A 17,658-nucleotide genomic window follows, 5' to 3' on the forward strand; every position below is an offset into this window, starting at 1 on the left:
TCCTAAATAAAACTTTTGAACAGGGAATTGCGCAATCCCCATTCCAATAACAACAAGACCCCTGCCAAAAAAATGAGTGGTCTAAACTTTTCTTCGTATTTGTAATATTTGAATTCTTCTATTTCTGTTTTTTCCAAACTGTTGATTTCCTCATAGATCTCCTTCAATTTTTCGTTATCCGTGGCCCGAAAATATTTTCCGCCGGTCACTTGCGCGATTTCTTTGAGCAACTCTTCATCAATCTCCACTTGACGCATGCCATATCTAAAGGAACCATCTCGGTTATAGGCCACTGGAGAAAGGGCATTTCCATTTGTTCCCAATCCGATGGTATAGGTTTTTATGCCAAATTCCACGGCTAGATCGGCAGCGGTATTGGGCTCAATAAAGCCTGAATTGTTTACGCCATCGGTTAACAAAATGATGACTTTACTAATGGCTTTACTTTCCTTCAACCGGTTTACCGCGGTGGCCAATCCCATGCCAATGGCCGTTCCATCTTCCAGTTCACCGTAGGTGATTTGCTGTAGGGCATTGAGCACAATGGCCTTATCGCTGGTGATAGGGGTTTTGGTATAGCTTTCCCCAGCATAGCCCACCAACCCGATACGATCGTTGGGGCGCTCTTTGATGAAATTGGCGGCCACTTCCTTTAGTGCGGAAAGCCTGTTGGGTTTTAAATCGCGTGCCAACATACTTGAAGATACGTCGATGGCCATGACAATATCAATCCCTTTTGTGGTTTTGGTCCGGGTTGAAATATCTTCGGTTTGGGGACGGGCCATGGCAGTAATGATGGCCGCCAACGCCAACAACCGAAGCATAAAAAGTGCGGGTTTAACCTGGGAAGCCCAGTTGCTCACTGAAAAACCTTTGATACTGGAAATCCGTAATGAGGCCATCTCATTCTTTCGTTTGAAAAAATACCATAGCAAAGCCAGTGGAAGCAATAGAAGCAACCAGAAAAACTGTGGATTTGCAAATTCTATATTCTCAAACATTTATACCTGTGTTTTTACGTCCAAAGTGTTCAATATTCGGTCTACGATCTGTTCGGCATATTCATCGCCATCTTCCCAAGTGATGACCACCTGTTGCATAAAACCTTTTCCTCCAAAGGAAAGGATGTTGTACTTGGCCCTTTTGGAATCACTGCTCCCCGGGGCATCCAAGGTTCCCGTACCGTAGGTTTTTAATCCTTTTACACCGGATTGGGTGACAAATTCCTCTTGTTTGGTGATGATATTTTTAAGTCCAAATTTTTCAAAATTGGATAAGGTGGACCCAACAGCCGCATTAAAATCGGGGTCTGTTTCTTCTTTATAGGTCACCGAACTTGTGGATACCGAAAAGATACCGACATAACTTCCGTAGGAAAAACTTTGGAGTTCTTTGATCAGCTCTTCGGTTTCGGGCGGGAGTTTTACCTCTTGCCGGATAAGCACATCAGGTGTTTCCAATTCCACAGGAGGAAATCCGTAGGAGCTGGATACCCATTCGCCTTCCAAAAGTTCTTTGGTGGGATAGCCAAAAACAGTGTCCCGCACTTGCTTGAAACCAAAATAGGCCACGGAGATACCTCCGCCTAAAACTACCAATCCAGCAAAAATGGCTGCGGCCCAATAGATACGTTTTCGTTGTTTTTTCTTGGCAAGTTCTTCCAAGTATTCCTCATTCAACAGCAACTCCTCTTCAGTGGGTTCAGGGAGCGCCTCATGGGTTTTTACTACAATTTGCTCCACCAATTTCCGGTCTTGTTCGGCAACCGAAGTCGCTGGTTTCGATTTGGCAAATTTTACCAAATCTGCAGTTTCCAATATTTTTTTAAACTGATCTAAAGTATCATCATCAATTTTGAGTTCCCCTGCATCCCGAAGCATTTCCAATTTAGTGATTAATTGACCGGTGGTACTTTCCATGGCAGAAACGTGGACTTCATCTTCCAAATACATTCGAACGATATCTGTTAGCTCAGAATAGTAGCGTTTGTACTCATCCTGAATAAGGTATCTGGAATTTTCCAATTTTTTGAGCTCTAATAATGCACGATCATAGGGTGGAAGTAGGGCTTCTTTTTCTTCTTCGGTGAGTGGTTTTTTTCTAAGGAAGAACCAATATACCAGTCCACCAATAATAAGTAAGCCCAGCAGCACCCAAAATAATGTTTTCCAAAGTTTGGCATAACTTTTTTCTACTTGCATCAAGGGTTTGATGTCGTACATCTTTTGCTTGGTGGTGTCCACAACAACATCGGCTACTTTTATGTTGAAGGAATCCGTGAAAAAGGGTTGCTCATTTATGGCAATCCGTTGAGGTGGAATGGTATAGGCCCCACTATCAAATTGGGTAAGGGCATAAATGCGTTGAAGGGTGACTTTGCTGTTGTTTTTTAGGGTATCTCCAATAATGGCCTCTACGGTTTCTAGGGGAGAGAAAGTCTGTCCTTCCGGGAAATGGACCACATCGGTGGAGTCGGCCTCCACGGTGATTTTATATTGGATTTGCTCCCCGATTTTTATAGAAAGTGTATCCAACTCAACCGAAATATTGGGGTTTTCCTGCGAAAATCCAGAAAAGGGGTTTAGAAAAAGGCATAGCAAGATCATCAACACAAAGGGTGTCGGGACATTTCGAACTTTCAATTTTGAACTTTCAACTCGCATTATCCTCTTCGTTTAAAATAACCCAGCAATTTGCGCACATAACTTTCATCCACCCTACAGTTGATAACACCACAACCACTTTTTGTAAAGGAATCCATAAAATAATCCACTTTTTCTTTGTGGAATTGGCCATAGGCGTTCCGCACCTTTTTGGATTGTGTATTGACCAGTTGTAGCGTTCCCGTTTCGGCATCTTGCATTTGCACCATGCCCAAATTGGGGATGGACTCTTCGCGTTCATCATACACCCGAATCCCAGTAACATCGTGCTTGTTGCCCACAATGCGAAGCGTGTTGTTGTATTCATCTGCGATGAAATCGGACAGCACAAAAACAATGGCTTTTTTCTTCATCACATTGGTGAGGAACTTTAAAGCTTCGGCAATGTTGGTGCGGCTGCTCTTTGGGGTAAATTCCAAAAGCTCGCGAATGATTCGCAGTACATGGCTTTTTCCTTTTTTGGGCGGGATAAAAAGCTCCACTTCATCAGAGAACAGTATTACACCTACTTTATCATTGTTCTGCAAGGCCGAGAAGGCCAGCGTAGCAGAGATTTCCGTAATGATTTCTTTCTTGAACTGATTGGCGGTTCCGAAGAGTTCCGAGCCACTCACATCAACCATCAACATCATGGTGAGTTCACGTTCCTCCTCAAAAACTTTTACAAAAGGCTCATTGTAGCGGGCGGTAACATTCCAATCAATGGCTCTGACATCATCCCCAAATTGGTACTGCCGCACTTCACTGAAGGTCATACCCCTTCCCTTAAAGGTAGAGTGGTACTCCCCACCAAAAATGTGGTCGGAAAGACGCCGGGTCTTAATCTCAATTTTTCGTACCTTCTTAAGTAGTTCTTTTGTATCCATTGGGTTCAAGGAATAAGCTTTCTGGTTGGTTAAAGTATGTTTTTACTTTACCGAGAAACATTGAACCGTTACGGTACCTCTACCTCGTTTACAATCTTGTTTATGATTTCTTCTGAAGTAATGTTTTCCGCCTCAGCCTCATAGGTTATTCCAATACGGTGACGCAATACATCGTGGACTACGGCCCTAACATCCTCGGGAACAACATATCCCCTTCTTTTAATGAAGGCGTAGCATTTGGATGCATTGGCTAAATTGATACTTCCCCTTGGGGAGGCGCCAAAACTGATTAGGGGTTTTAGGTTTTCCAAGTTGTATTTCTCTGGGTATCGGGTAGCGAATACCAAATCCAGTATGTATTTTTCAATTTTTTCATCCATGTAGACGTCCCGAACGGCCTCTTGAGCACTCAAAATCTGTTTTAAAGTCACCACAGGCTTCACCGGCTCGTGGGCTCCTTTAAGATTTTGTCGAATAATGAGTTGTTCCTCGTTCAACTTGGGATAGTCAATAACGGTTTTTAGCATAAAACGGTCTACCTGAGCTTCAGGAAGTGGATAGGTTCCTTCTTGTTCCACTGGGTTTTGGGTGGCCATTACCAAAAAAGGAGGAGCCAGTTTAAAGGTTTCATCCCCAATGGTCACCTGCTTTTCCTGCATGGCCTCCAGCAACGCGGACTGCACTTTAGCGGGAGCTCTGTTGATTTCATCCGCCAAAACAAAATTGGCAAAAATGGGTCCCTTTTTAATGGAAAAGTCATTTTCCTTGATGTTGTAGATCAATGTTCCGATGACATCAGCAGGCAGAAGGTCGGGGGTAAACTGAATTCGGCTAAAACTTCCCTTTACCGCTTTCGCCAGCGTATTGATCGCTAGCGTCTTTGCAAGCCCGGGAACACCTTCCAAAAGAATGTGACCTTGGCCCAAAAGACCAATGAGCAATCGTTCAACCATGTGGGTCTGCCCTACAATGGCCTTGTTCATCTCAACCTTGAGCAGGTCGATAAAAGCACTTTCCTGGGCAATTTTCTCATTCACAGCACTAATATCAATAGTAGTGTTTTCTTCCATATGAAGCTTTATTGTTTGGTGTTTGTGTTGGCGTTTTAGCTAAGGGGTGCAAAATGAAAATTTATTTAAAATTCGCCTGTTAATTAATGGTTAAAAAAATTGGTAAAGCCCTAGTTTTATGAAGGATTTAAGGGTTTATTTTTATACTTTCACCCTATATGCAACAGACAGATACGTATTCCAGAATTATATCTGGAGCAATGACATGGGGAAGTTGGGGCAAAAAACTTTCCAAAAATGAAATGATCAATGTAATGCACCACTGCATTGATGCCGGATTGACCACCTTTGATCATGCTGATATTTACGGCAGTTATTCCACCGAAGCGGATTTTGGAAATGCCTTTGCTGAAAGTGGAATCAAGCGTTCAGCTATTCAACTGATTTCAAAATGTGGAATCCAAATGACCAGAGGGCGGGATAATCAGTTGAACCATTACCAATACGACAAGGATTATATCATTTGGTCGGCTGAACAATCCTTAAAAAAGTTGCACACGGAATATTTGGATCTATTGCTTTTACACAGGCCAAGTCCATTGATGGAGCCATATGAAATTTCCGAAGCTGTGAATGCATTGTTGGAAAGCGGAAAAATCAAATCATTTGGAGTGTCCAACTTTACGCCATCCCAAATCGCCATGTTGGAAAAAGCAATTCCAGTTTCGGGAAATCAGGTGGAATTTTCATTGACGCATGATGCCCCCATGTACGATGGCACTTTTGACGACTGTATCGCCAACAAACGATTGGCCATGGCTTGGAGTCCGTTGGGGAGCCTGTTCCGAGAAGACACCGAACAGACAAAGAGGATACGAAAAGCTATGAAACCTTTGATGGAAAAATATGATGCTGATGAAAGTCAGCTGCTCTTGGCGTGGATATTGAAACATCCGGCCAAGGTATTTCCGGTCATAGGAACCACAAATAAAGAGCGAATAACCTTGGCCGCCAAGGCCATAGGTTTGGATTTGGAACTTCAAGATTGGTTTGCCCTGCTTGTGGCGAGTCAAGGCCATGATGTACCTTAAAAACGAATAGTATGAAGGAGAAAATTGCACTGATTACAGGTGCTACTAGTGGAATTGGTAAGGCTACTGCCGAAATTTTTGCAAAGCAAGGAATCAATCTGGTACTCTGCGGACGCCGGAAAGAGCGGCTGGACGAATTGAAAGCAACTTTGGGAAAAACCGTAAAAGTTGAAACCTTAAGTTTTGATGTTCGGGATAGGGAAGCTGTTTTTGCATCGATAGAAAGTCTCCCGAAGGAGTTTAAATCCATTGACATATTAATAAACAATGCAGGAAATGCACATGGCCTCCACCCAATTGACAAAGGAAGTTTGGATGATTGGGATGCTATGATGGACATTAACGTAAAGGGATTACTGTACGTGACCAAAGCGGTGTTGCCCCAGATGGTGGAGCGAAAGGCTGGGCACATCATAAATGTTGGTTCCATCGCCGGTAAGGAAGTCTATCCCAATGGAAATGTGTACTGTGCCTCCAAATATGCCGTGGATGCCTTGAATCAAGGTATGCGTATCGATTTAAATGCACACGGGATTAGAGTGGGAGCCGTTAATCCAGGTATGGTTGAAACCGAGTTCAGTGATGTGCGGTTTAAAGGGGATACGGATAGGGCTGACAAGGTTTATCAAGGATTGCAACCTTTGGTTGCAGCGGATATTGCAGATGTTATTTTGTTTGTTGTCACCAGACCGTATCATGTGAATATCGCCGATTTAATGATCTTGCCCACGGCCCAAGCAAGCTGCACTGTTGTCAACAAGAAATAGATTTCTAGTTTTGGGTTGCGAGTTACGGGTTGAAAAAATATAGACATGAAAGGGTTTGAAGATTTGGAAATATGGAAATTGGCCAGAGAGATTTGCAACGATGTTTGGCATTGTATGGAAACTACTTCTTTACGCACAGATTATAGCCTTAAAAATCAAATGAACGCTTCATCAGGTTCCATCATGGACAATATTGCAGAAGGATTTGAGCGAAATGGAAATCGAGAGTTTCTACAATTTTTGAGCATAGCAAAAGCGTCTTGTGGTGAGTTAAGGTCACAATTGAACAGATGTTTTGATAGAAAACATATTAGAGAAGAAGGGTTTGAACGCATCCAATCAAAAACAATTCTGGAGGGGAAAAAGATTGGTGCATTCATGTCCTATTTAAAGAAATCTGAAAGAAAAGGGGCAAAGTATGATTGAGATGTATTTTGAGTTTAACCCGAATCCCGATTCTCGAAATCTTTAGCTATGATCAACAAACGCCTACTGGTTAAAAATCTTCTAGCGCATAACGACGAGAACAGCTTTTACGACAAAAAGCGCTTTATTTCCATAGGTGAAAAGGAAGGGAAAGCCAAGTTTTTAAAGCATGTCTGTGCTCTCGCCAACAGCAATCCCAAGAACAACAGCTTTATTGTAATTGGAGTGGAAGATTCGGATAATGAGATTGTTGGGGTTGACTTTTTTGATGATAGCAAGATTCAGAATTTGGTAAATGCCTATCTGGATAACCCGCCCATTATTTCCTATGAAAATATCCCTTTTCCCCATTTGCCCGAAGGGAAAGTAGTGGGCTTGGTCACCATTAGATCCAATGGAAAGGTCTGTGCCCTTCGAAAAAATATCTGGAAATATTACGGAGGGGCCGTTTTCTTTCGGGAAGGGAGCATAAGCCTTCCCAAGGCTTTTGATATTGAGTTGAAGGACATCAATTCTGAGGTGGTGGCCACAATTGAGCAACATGCTCGAAACAATATTGAGCTTACTCTGGATGCCGTGATCAACTTCATGAATACAAGACATCCTGATCTTACCAGTGATTACAAAGTTTTCAAGGAACAGTTTGTGGTCTGTTGGGCCGGGAACAAAAAAAAGGTAAAGAACAAGGTCTATTATTCTAGGGTGGATATTGAACTCATTAATGAACAGGTAAAGCTTTTCTACTCCGCTTTGGATGAAATCACTATTGATTACGACGATGACTCCTTCAGCACCTTGGAATATGTGCAATTGGGATTGGGTTCACAACAGAAATATTACCCTCTGGAGGAATTGATGATCACATTTTCTGAAAATGGCAAGTATACCATAAACAGCAAATTAGTGTTTGAGCCGCCCCAGTACGATAAAAAAACCTTGTACCATGTGTACAATACAAATAATGCTCTATTGCAAAAACTGGAAAAGCAAATTACCCTAACCCCCTCAGAGCAAGCGGACCTTTCCCATTTGCCAGCTACGTACCTTATTTGTTATCTGAATGGTTTTGAAGAGGCTAAAGAACAAATGGACCGCTCCAGACCCCTTCTTAAAACGTACGATGACAATGTGTATCAATCCTTGAAGGAATCACAACGAATTCTTAGAAAAGTTCGATACAATTAGGCTCTTTGCAGCCAAAACATTTGGTAAGGTAAGACTTCCAAGAGGCCACTGTTTATCTCTATTTTTTTGTTGGAAACCAAATCTTTGGGGTCACCTTGGGCAAAATACCCCAGCTTTTTGACCCAACTGGTTTCAATGACCTGCGGATTTTCGTCAAAATTGCAAATGACCAGCAGCCCTTCTTTTTTAGAATTGCTTCGCTCAAATACTAGAATGTGGTCATTACCTGTGTGATATAGTTGCACATCATTACAATCGGCAAAAACAGGGTTTTCCTTTCTGATGCGAATCAACTTTTGCAGTGCATGAAATATTTTGGCCTGGGGCCGTTTTTCGTCATCCAATTTGGCAATCATATCCCAATCCTGCATAGGTCTATTGAGCCATCTGCTGTCATTCTTTTTGGACTTGTCCTTCAGATAGGAGTAATCGTTTAGTGTACCAATCTCATCTCCAGCATAAATCAATGGAATTCCACCAAAAGCAAAAGTAATTCCATGTAGCATGATGATTTTTGCAATGGAACCTTCAATCATTTCCGGGTCATTTTGGGCCAACCCTTTTTCAAGCCCTAAGAGCGATGCAGCACTTCCAGTAATGCGCCCATCTCCCGTTTTTGGATTGTACATAAAGACTTGCCCCGTAGCGGGTGACCAATCCAACCGCTGACAATAGTAATCCAGCAAAAACTTGCGGTGCATTTCGGGGTTTAGACCTAATTCATAGAGCAGATTGTTTTCATATCCCAAACCAATATCATCATGGCAACGGATATAATTTATCCAAGTGCAGTCTTTGGGTTTGGGAGGCACATGGGCCCAACTTTTGTAGAGCAACTGTGTTTTTTTAGTGGCAATGGAATTCCACAAAAGTGCCATTAAAGAGGCATTGTATGCAATTTCACACTCGTTGCCTTCTTTTTGGTCTTCCCCAAAATATTTAATAATATCGGTGGGGGCCACAATGGCTTCGGCCAAAAGCACAACGCCAGGAGCCACCACTTGCAGGCACATTCTAAACAGTGCTATGAGATTATGGGCTTCTGGGAGGTTTTGGGAAATAGTGCCTATCTTTTTCCAAAGAAAGGCCAAGGCGTCAAATCGAACCACATCTACCCCCATGTTCACTAGTTTTACCAGATTGGCCAACATTTCCATGAAGACTTCTGGGTTGTTATAATTTAGGTCCCATTGATAGGTGTTGAAGACTGTCATGACCCATTTGTTCATCTCGGGGATATGGGTAAAGTTGCCCGGCGAGGTTTCTGGGAATACTTCTGGAAGTGTTTTTTCATATTCCTTTGGAATGGTATCATCCTCAAACGTGTAGTAATAGCCCTGATATTTTTTATCTCCTTTCATGGCTTTTTTGGCCCAAGAAAACTCGTTGGAGGTATGGTTCACCACAAAGTCCAACATGAGAAATATTCCTTGTTTACGGAACTCGGAGGTCAACTCCAATAAATCTTCCTTTGTGCCGTACTTTTTGTCCACCTCATGATAACTGTTGACCGCATAGCCACCATCGCTTTCGCCTTTGGGTCTTGTGGTGATGGGCATCATGTGGACAAAGTTGATACCCAATTCTTTTAAATAAGTAATTTTTTGCTGAAGTCCCTTTAGGTCTTTGTTGAAATGTTCCACATACAACTGCATGCCCATGATTTTTTCGGACTGGTACCAATTTCCGTCCTTCAACCGCTGTACATCTTGTTTTTTTAAGGCGTCAGGTCTTGTGGCAAATAATTTTGGGAGCTGATTCAACAACTTTTTAAAGGCTTCTGAGTGTTCTTCTTCCGCATAAAGCGAGAAAAATAAGTGTTGGATGAGACTAAGGTTCGTTGTCAACCGAAGGTCAAACAGCGCATTGGAATCTTTCTCCTTGAATTGATCGGAGACCAGTCTATGTAATTTGGCTTGGTTCATTTTACTTTTCCAACTGTTCTTTGGTGGGCAGGGATGGGATTGCGCCATAATTGGTCGTGGTAATGGCCCCGGCCTTATTGGCCATTACTACCATTTTTTCCAATACATCACAATCCTGAAAAACGGGATCAAAATTTCCCAAATCGGAGATTTGATAGAGCAAACATCCAATAAAGGCATCTCCGGCTCCAGTGGTGTCCACCGGACTTACCTCTATGCTGGGAATGAGTTTTTTTGAATCGGTGAGGCTTAATAAGGTACCTTCTTTGCCCAAGGTGACTGTGATGATTTTTGCCCCCATTTTATGAAAAAAATCACAGGCTTGGTTCACATCATCTTTTCCTGAAAGCAATTGTGCTTCCTCCAAACTAAACTTGCACAAATGGGATTTTTCAATGAAGGGCATACATTTTTTAATGAACTGTTCCTCATTTTCCTTCCAAAGATCACTTCTAAAATTGGGGTCAAAACTGATGAACATATCCTTGGTAAGCCCATCAAAAAGGTACTTTCCGTACGCTTTTTCTAAAGAACCTCCCAGAAGGGCTGTGGCCGCTCCCAAGTGTAAAATGTTGCCTTTAAGACTCTTTCGAAGCGTAGGGTCGTACTCCAGTTCTTTATCAGCTCCTCTGCTGAACACAAAATCGCGTTCGCCATCTTCGGCCAAAGAAACAAAAGCTAAGGTTGTGAAGGTTTTGGACAACTGCGCCATGGAAACATCAACACCTTCGGTTTTAAGCACGCCCAGTAAAAACTGCCCAAAAGGGTCATCACCTACGCAGCCTAAAAAAATGCTTTTTCCACCAAGTTTGGAGATGGCACAGGCCACATTGGCAGGTGCACCACCTGCTTTTTTGGTGAAATGGGTAGCCCTGGATAAATCATTTCCTTGCTTTTCCGCAACAAAATCTATCAATAATTCACCAATACAGAATACCTTTTTCATTGAACTTTTGTAATAACGTAAGGTACATAGAAAATTATTCGTTGACCAAAAAAAGATGAAGGCTTTTTGGAAATATTGGATTGTTTTGGGGCAAAACTTTAGGCAGAATTTCACATAGGTGGAATCTTTTGTCCGTATTTTTGTAAAAAATTTTCTATGCGAACATTGGTTGTGGGTGACATCCATTCTGGATTAAAGGCATTAAAGCAAATTCTATCCAAAGCAAAAGTTACCCCAGACGACCACCTTGTTTTTTTGGGGGATTATGTAGATGCTTGGAGTACTGCAGTGGAAACCATTGATTTTTTAATTGATTTACAGAAAGAGTTTAACTGCACCTTTATTCGGGGAAATCATGATGAACTTTGCAGGGATTGGTTGTTGACCAAAAAAGAGAATCCACAATGGTTGGCCCATGGTGGCACTGCCACCAGAGATTCTTATTTGAATGATGATAGGGAAGATTGGAGCTCCCATCTCGATTTTTACGCTGGGTTGGAGAACTATTATCTTGCCGATGATAACAGACTGTATTTACACGCAGGCTACACCAATTTAAAGGGGATAGAGTTTGAATATTTTGAACAATCCTTCTATTGGGACAGGACCTTGTGGGAGCTGGCCACGGCTATCGATTCAAACTTGGATCCAGAGGACCCTAAGTTTCCCAAAAGATTAACCCATTACAAGGAAGTCTTCATTGGGCATACCCCATTGTCCAAGAATACAGTGGTGGAACCACAAAGCGGTGCAAATGTCTGGAATGTAGATACCGGGGCGGCTTTTATGGGAGGACTTACCATAATGGACGTGCAAACCAAAGAGTTTTGGCAAAGTGATCCCGTTCACACATTTTATCCAGGGGAACGAGGCCGAAACTGAGACCAAAAGAGTTCAAAAATCTCATTAAACTAAAAAGCACTATATGTCAATAAAGAACATAAGATTGGAAGTAATGCAAGCCATTGAGCCCAAAGTTGAAGGGTTTATGGATTCATTTTTGATTCCAACAGAAAAAATATGGCAGCCCACAGATTTTTTGCCCGATTCCCAAAGTGAGGATTTCTATGCTCAAATTGAGCAGATTCGGGGTGAAGCAAAGGAATTGGGCTATGATTTTTGGGTGACACTGGTCGCCGATACCATTACCGAAGAAGCCTTGCCCACCTATGAATCTTGGTTGATGGATGTGGAAGGAATTGATCAGCACAGCGGAAAGGAAAATGGTTGGAGCAAGTGGGTGCGCGCATGGACCGCCGAAGAGAACCGCCATGGCGATGTTCTGAACAAGTATCTGTACCTATCTGGAAGGGTTAACATGCGGGAAGTTGAGATTTCCACCCAGCATTTAATATCAGATGGCTTCGATATCGGTACGGACAGAGATCCTTATAAAAATTTTGTATACACTACTTTTCAAGAGTTGGCCACCAATATTTCACACAAGCGCGTGGGGATGATGGCTAAGAAAAAGAGTAATGGCCTCTTAGCTAAAATGTGCAACATTATTTCAGGTGATGAAATGCGCCACCATTTAGCGTACCGGGAATTTGTGAAGACCATTTTGGAGCAGGATCCCAATGGAATGGTCCTTGCCTTTGCAGATATGATGAAGCGAAAAATTGTAATGCCTGCCCATTTTTTGAGGGAATCAGGGGGCAGTATTGGTACTGCATTTGAACAATTCTCAAATTGTGCCCAACGCTTGGGGGTTTACACGGCACAGGATTATATAGAAATCCTTAAAAAACTGAATGAGTATTGGGCCATTGGCCATTTACGAGGACTTTCGGACCAAGCGGAAAAAGCACGTGATTACCTCATGAAACTTCCAGACAGGTTGCAGCGTATTTCTGAACGCATGCAATTTTCTCCGGACCAGCATAAATTTAAATGGGTGGAGGCCAACGGAATGTTGTAGTTAAAATTTACCGGCTCTGTGCTTTTCTTGCCATTCGTGCAATTGTTCCCAATGCCCTTCATGGGCCATTTTAGCTTGCATGGGCCAAGAAGCAGGGTCATGGATTCTGTATCGTTTGCCACCAGAGTTGAGGATTTCTTGGCATTTATTGGCCGAAGTTTCGGAAAGTGCTTTCCATGTTTTAATGTCAAAATTGTGGAATAGTTCCTGAATTTTAGGCCCAATGCCTTCCACTATTTTTAAATCATCCTTTACAACTTTTTTGCCCATTGCCGCTTTGGCTACTTGTGCGTCAAAAGAGAGACTGGATTTGGTAGATGTTGAACTGGGTTTAGGTTTTGGCATCTTGGTCGCATCTGCTCGTTTTTGACAGGCCTCAAGATCTGATCGTAGTTTTGCATTTTCAATCTCCAATGTTTTTAAAAGTGATGTGTGATCAACAGTAGTGGTACTATTTCGTTTCCCAAGTAAATAGCCAATAATGCCGATGGTGATGGCGACTATCGCTAAAACAATCCAAAATAAGATGTCAAAAGTATCAGTTTCCATGGGGTTGCGTTTGATGGATACAACAACGCCATATCAAGAAGGATAAATACCTAAAATTGGGCTAGGGAAGACCTGGGGAAACAAGTCTTAAAGTATTAAAAAAACCTTAAAATTCCGAATTTAATTTATAGAATATGAGCGAGTTGCAAGCAGTTTTAGGAAAATAGAGCAAAACCTTGGGCTGAAAATCAATCAAAAAATACCAACCATACACTTTTTGAGACCACTGACACGATAGCCTCTGGAATATCCCTGAAAAGGTGGGAAATTAGCGGCAAATATTAGGTAAGAAACCCTATTTCTCCCGACAAGGTTCCGGCATTGGAGTAGGGTTTAACTAAGTTAAGTTTGAGTTAGTTAAGTTGGTTTTTTAAGATCGCCCATCCAGTGTTCATCCTAGATGGGCGGCTTTATTTTACAAGTCAAATTTAATGCCTTGGGCCAAAGGCAACTCTGTGGTATAATTAATGGTATTGGTCTGTCTACGCATATAGATTTTCCAGGCATCCGATCCACTTTCACGTCCGCCTCCAGTGTCTTTTTCACCTCCAAATGCTCCCCCAATCTCTGCGCCAGAGGTTCCAATATTTACATTGGCAATACCACAGTCCGATCCTTCTACCGAAAGAAAACGCTCGGCTTCACGCAAATTGTTGGTCATAATTGCCGATGACAGGCCTTGTCTAACACCATTTTGTATTTCCAATGCGTTTTCAAGATCACCGCGGTATTTTAAAAGGTACAAAACCGGGGCAAAAGTTTCATGCTGAACAATTTCAAAGTGGTTTTCAGCCTCGGCAATGGCAGGTTTTACATAGCATCCGCTTTCATATCCTTCACCTTCAAGCACACCACCTTCAACCAAAATGTTTCCACCTTCAGCCTTAACTTTTTCCAAGGCAGATAAGTAGTTTTTTACCGCATCCTTATCGATTAGTGGACCAACATGGTTGTTTTCATCCAACGGATTACCAATGCGTATTTGCTGATATGCATTGACAATGGCATCTTTTACTTTGTCGTAGACATCTTCATGAACAATTAGTCTTCGGGTTGAGGTGCAACGTTGTCCGCATGTTCCTACCGCCCCAAATACAGCTCCAATCACCGTGTTTTTGATATTGGCATCTGGTGTTACGATTATGGCGTTGTTTCCTCCGAGTTCCAAAAGAGACTTTCCAAGGCGTTCACCAACGGTTTTTGCCACAATTTTTCCCATTCGGGTAGAGCCTGTAGCTGAAATCAACGGGATTCGTTCATCCTTGGTCATAAACTCCCCTACGGTATAATCGCCGGTAATTAAACAGGAAATTCCCTCTGGCACACCATTTTCCGAAAAGACACGGGCAGCGATATTTTGGCAGGCAACGGAAGTCATTGGCGTTTTCTCAGAACCTTTCCAAATACAGGCGTCGCCACAAACCCAAGCTAGGGCGGTGTTCCAAGACCAAACAGCAACGGGGAAATTAAATGCAGAAATGACACCTACAACCCCAAGCGGATGATATTGTTCATACATGCGGTGGCCGGGGCGTTCGCTGTGCATGGTAAGTCCATGCAATTGTCTGGAAAGGCCCACAGCAAAATCACAGATATCAATCATTTCCTGAACCTCACCTAAACCTTCTTGGTAGCTTTTTCCCATTTCGTAGGAAACCAATTTGCCCAATGGTTCCTTTAAACGGCGGAGCTCGTCATTAAACTTTCTAACAATCTCTCCGCGTTGAGGTGCCGGCATGGTCCGCCAAATTTTAAACCCTTTTTGGGCAGAGGTGATAACTTTTTCGTAATCTTCGCGAATAGTGGCCTTTACCTTACCAACAAGGGAGCCGTCAACGGGTGAATAGGATTCTATGATTTCACCATTTGAGAACCATTCCTTACCGGTGGAAGTGCCATTATTTATTTCTTTGAGCCCAAGTTCTTCAAGGGCTTTGTCCATTCCAAAATCAATAGCAGTTTCTGACATTTATAACTTTTTATGTATGAATTGTTATATTTTTTCAAAATTACAAATAATCCTGATGGATAATGCTGTTTTAGAGGAAAAGGTGAAGCAGGAGCAGGACAATTCCGATTAAAGCTGGAAGCGCCTGTACCGTAAAGATTTTTTTTGATGCTGTTGCACCTCCATAAATTCCAGCCACGGCCACGCATCCCAAAAAGAAAAGCGCTACATAAATCTGCCAAATAGGGTCTGTAATAATCAAAGACCATAGTAAACCTGCAGAAAGAAAGCCATTATATAGCCCTTGATTGGCGGCAAGGGTCTTTGTGGGCTCAAATAAATGCTCCGGGAATTGCCGAAACACTTTTTTGGCCTTTGTGGTCCATGCAAACATTTCCAACCACAGAAAGTAGAGATGGAGCAAGGCCACGACGGCAACAATTATTTTAGCGAGGATAAGCATTATTCTTCTTTGGATACAAAGCGTTCATCAACTGGCATAACGGTGCCGCAGTTATCACAGGTGCGTAATTCTTTGGAGCCATAGAAATGTTTAAAATGGCCAAGAAAATCCTTTTCAATATCATTTAAGGTAAAATACACTTCGTAGAGTTTATGGTTGCAATTATCACAGAACCACAACAACCCATCATCGACCTTCATATCTGCTCTTTTTCGCTCCACTACCAAGCCGATGGAGCCCTCTTTCCGTGCTGGGGAATGCGGAATTTTAGCTGGATGCAGGTACATATCCCCCGGACCAAGCTTCATGGTCCTTTTCTCCCCATTTTCTTGGATATGGACTTCAATATTCCCTTCCAATTGGTAAAAAAGCTCTTCGGTTTCGTTATAATGATAATCTTTTCGGGCATTCGGCCCCGCTACGATCATAACAATATAATCGCCGGCCTCCTTATATAAGTTTTTGTTGCCAACCGGGGGTTTTAGGGTATCCCGATTTTCCTCAATCCATTTGTTCAGGTTAAAAGGTGCCTGTATCGCCATAGTGCAAGATTTTACGAAAGGTAAAAAAAACCTTTCTGGAAACATAGATTTTGCCAAAAGAAAAGCCCCTTCAGCGAGGGGCTCCATTGTTGCCTAAAACGAATGTAAAAGGGTCAGTTATTCCACTTTTAAGAATATCTGCGTGTAATAGGGTCTACCATCTTTGTCCAATTGCACGCTTAAGGTAGAATGGGTAAAATCTCCTTCCATGGCCTCTTTGTGCGATGAACTGTTCAGCCAGCCCTCTAAAGTTTTCTCTGCTGAGGTGTAATATCTTGCCACATTTTCCGATACACCTATAGCATCCGTTTCGGCTGCTATTCGGGTGGCACGGTCCTCAAAATTATCATGGCTTAACTTGCCTTTGGAAATCATGTATTGGTTGTGCTCTTCGGCATATTTATAGGAAGATGGACTGTTCTGAAGGACATTTTCACCAATTGAAGTTCTATGTTGGTTCACTAAATCCAGAAGATCTTTTTCCATTGACACGGGATCAACCGTTACTTTTTCATTGCCAAGAAATGCTTCTGTGTATTCCTGTTCGTCTTGTTGTGAGGTAGTGCTGCACATGCTAACAACAAAGGCAAGGCTTATGACCAGCAGTTTGCCATATATCTTTTTCATTTTCAGGGTGTTTTTCGGGAGTGTTCTACGTTCCCTAAGTGTTCTGCGCACTAATGTAGTTGAGAGGCTTGCATTTACCACAAAATGTCCGCAGAAGGCAAATTCTTACGTTGAATTGCAAACAGTGTCCATTTATCGAGAAAAGAAAACACTTTATATAACCTCCATGTTGGCGTCAGATGGATTTTTCTGCTCTTCTTCTTCCTCAAGTACGAGAGCAAAAACAAAGGCCCCAATTTCCTTGAGAGGCTCATAGAACACAGATTGTTTTTTGGTTTCTTCGTTAATGAGGTTCAAAGGAGTAGCAAGTCGTTCAAAAAATATCAGCATGGCACCTAATATAATGGCCACTTTGAGTGCGCCAAAAATTCCACCGGCAATCTTGTTTAATAGTCCCAACATGGCAAAATCCGCGATTTTGGTCAAGAATTTACCCGCAAAATTCACCAGAAGTATGATGGCAAAAAAGGTAATCAGGAATGCTGTCAATTTAATGTATTGGTCGCTCCAGTTCAATCGCTCTGCGAGATAATTCCCTGTGATATAGGAAAAATGGATGGCTCCATAAATTCCTGCAATGAGGGCCACGAGGGATGCCACTTCAACAAAAAGCCCATTTTTAAGACCTTTATACAGCCCCCAGACCAAAAGAATTCCCAAAACAATATCCAAAAAGCTCATACACGGGTTTTAACAAATATAGAATATTGATTTGTACCTTTGGAATTC

18 protein-coding genes are annotated in these 17,658 nt (G+C 42.2%); 6 read left to right on the top strand and 12 right to left on the bottom strand.

Features of this window, described 5'->3' with window-relative positions; all coding sequences use genetic code 11:
* Positions 1 to 2: 2 nt before the first annotated feature.
* The 4 genes from ACFOWS_RS11645 to ACFOWS_RS11660 all read right to left on the bottom strand — a co-directional run bounded on the left by ACFOWS_RS11645 (position 3) and on the right by ACFOWS_RS11660 (position 4,599).
* Positions 3 to 1,001 carry a vWA domain-containing protein gene (locus ACFOWS_RS11645; RefSeq protein ID WP_379764715.1) on the bottom strand — a complete coding sequence of 333 codons (999 nt, stop codon included), beginning with the start codon at positions 999 to 1,001 and terminating at the stop codon, positions 3 to 5.
* Positions 1,002 to 2,663 (bottom strand): hypothetical protein, encoded by a 1,662-nt coding sequence (locus ACFOWS_RS11650; RefSeq protein ID WP_379764717.1) that lies wholly within the window; start codon positions 2,661 to 2,663, stop codon positions 1,002 to 1,004.
* Positions 2,663 to 3,529, bottom strand: a complete 867-nt coding sequence (locus ACFOWS_RS11655; RefSeq protein ID WP_379764719.1) for a DUF58 domain-containing protein — start codon at positions 3,527 to 3,529, stop codon at positions 2,663 to 2,665. Before ACFOWS_RS11655 ends, ACFOWS_RS11650 begins: the two co-directional genes overlap by 1 nt.
* Before the next feature lie 68 nt (positions 3,530 to 3,597).
* Positions 3,598 to 4,599 carry an AAA family ATPase gene (locus ACFOWS_RS11660; RefSeq protein WP_036380602.1) on the bottom strand — a complete coding sequence of 334 codons (1,002 nt, stop codon included), beginning with the start codon at positions 4,597 to 4,599 and terminating at the stop codon, positions 3,598 to 3,600.
* Between the two features lie 158 nt (positions 4,600 to 4,757).
* Here ACFOWS_RS11660 and ACFOWS_RS11665 point away from each other — a divergent pair, with 158 nt between their 5' ends.
* From ACFOWS_RS11665 to ACFOWS_RS11680, 4 genes are read left to right on the top strand one after another with little or no spacing between them, the layout of a single operon-like run.
* On the top strand, positions 4,758 to 5,630 hold the full coding sequence (locus tag ACFOWS_RS11665; protein ID WP_379764722.1) for an aldo/keto reductase: 873 nt from the start codon (positions 4,758 to 4,760) through the stop codon (positions 5,628 to 5,630).
* A gap of 11 nt (positions 5,631 to 5,641) precedes the next feature.
* On the top strand, positions 5,642 to 6,397 hold the full coding sequence (locus tag ACFOWS_RS11670; RefSeq protein WP_379764724.1) for an SDR family NAD(P)-dependent oxidoreductase: 756 nt from the start codon (positions 5,642 to 5,644) through the stop codon (positions 6,395 to 6,397).
* A 45-nt stretch (positions 6,398 to 6,442) separates the two neighbouring features.
* Positions 6,443 to 6,823 carry a four helix bundle protein gene (locus ACFOWS_RS11675; protein WP_379764726.1) on the top strand — a complete coding sequence of 127 codons (381 nt, stop codon included), beginning with the start codon at positions 6,443 to 6,445 and terminating at the stop codon, positions 6,821 to 6,823.
* 48 nt (positions 6,824 to 6,871) lie between these two features.
* Positions 6,872 to 8,008 carry an ATP-binding protein gene (locus tag ACFOWS_RS11680; protein WP_379764728.1) on the top strand — a complete coding sequence of 379 codons (1,137 nt, stop codon included), beginning with the start codon at positions 6,872 to 6,874 and terminating at the stop codon, positions 8,006 to 8,008.
* Here ACFOWS_RS11680 and ACFOWS_RS11685 read toward each other — a convergent pair.
* The gene (locus ACFOWS_RS11685; RefSeq protein ID WP_379764730.1) at positions 8,005 to 9,981 is read right to left on the bottom strand and encodes an alpha-amylase family protein; all 1,977 of its coding nucleotides are present in this window, start codon (positions 9,979 to 9,981) and stop codon (positions 8,005 to 8,007) included. The genes ACFOWS_RS11680 and ACFOWS_RS11685 overlap by 4 nt on opposite strands.
* On the bottom strand, positions 9,935 to 10,879 hold the full coding sequence (locus tag ACFOWS_RS11690) for a carbohydrate kinase family protein (protein WP_379764732.1): 945 nt from the start codon (positions 10,877 to 10,879) through the stop codon (positions 9,935 to 9,937). Before ACFOWS_RS11690 ends, ACFOWS_RS11685 begins: the two co-directional genes overlap by 47 nt.
* A gap of 156 nt (positions 10,880 to 11,035) precedes the next feature.
* Here ACFOWS_RS11690 and ACFOWS_RS11695 point away from each other — a divergent pair, with 156 nt between their 5' ends.
* Entirely contained in the window at positions 11,036 to 11,761 is a 726-nt protein-coding gene (locus ACFOWS_RS11695) for a metallophosphoesterase family protein (RefSeq protein WP_379764734.1), read from the top strand.
* 43 nt (positions 11,762 to 11,804) lie between these two features.
* On the top strand, positions 11,805 to 12,800 hold the full coding sequence (locus tag ACFOWS_RS11700) for an acyl-ACP desaturase (protein WP_379764736.1): 996 nt from the start codon (positions 11,805 to 11,807) through the stop codon (positions 12,798 to 12,800).
* On the opposite strand, the gene ACFOWS_RS11705 is transcribed toward ACFOWS_RS11700, so the two are convergent.
* From ACFOWS_RS11705 to ACFOWS_RS11730, 6 genes are all read right to left on the bottom strand, one after another.
* A complete protein-coding gene (locus ACFOWS_RS11705; RefSeq protein WP_379764738.1) occupies positions 12,801 to 13,349 on the bottom strand; it encodes a hypothetical protein in 549 nt (182 codons plus the stop codon). It abuts the gene before it with no gap.
* 415 nt (positions 13,350 to 13,764) lie between these two features.
* Positions 13,765 to 15,318, bottom strand: coding sequence for an L-piperidine-6-carboxylate dehydrogenase (amaB, locus tag ACFOWS_RS11710; RefSeq protein ID WP_379764740.1), 1,554 nt, complete (start codon positions 15,316 to 15,318; stop codon positions 13,765 to 13,767).
* 70 nt (positions 15,319 to 15,388) lie between these two features.
* Positions 15,389 to 15,760: a DUF1304 domain-containing protein gene (locus ACFOWS_RS11715; RefSeq protein WP_379764742.1), complete on the bottom strand. Its 372-nt coding sequence runs from the start codon at positions 15,758 to 15,760 to the stop codon at positions 15,389 to 15,391.
* Positions 15,760 to 16,302, bottom strand: coding sequence for a 3-hydroxyanthranilate 3,4-dioxygenase (locus ACFOWS_RS11720; protein WP_379764744.1), 543 nt, complete (start codon positions 16,300 to 16,302; stop codon positions 15,760 to 15,762). The genes ACFOWS_RS11715 and ACFOWS_RS11720 overlap by 1 nt, the downstream gene beginning before the upstream one ends.
* A 117-nt stretch (positions 16,303 to 16,419) precedes the next feature.
* Positions 16,420 to 16,929 (bottom strand): CAP domain-containing protein, encoded by a 510-nt coding sequence (locus ACFOWS_RS11725; protein WP_379764746.1) that lies wholly within the window; start codon positions 16,927 to 16,929, stop codon positions 16,420 to 16,422.
* Positions 16,930 to 17,082: 153 nt separating this feature from the next.
* Entirely contained in the window at positions 17,083 to 17,610 is a 528-nt protein-coding gene (locus ACFOWS_RS11730; protein ID WP_379764748.1) for a CvpA family protein, read from the bottom strand.
* Between the last annotated feature and the right edge of the window lie 48 nt (positions 17,611 to 17,658).

It is taken from the genome of Flagellimonas marina (genome assembly GCF_042651185.1).
Lineage (GTDB): Bacteria > Bacteroidota > Bacteroidia > Flavobacteriales > Flavobacteriaceae > Flagellimonas > Flagellimonas marina.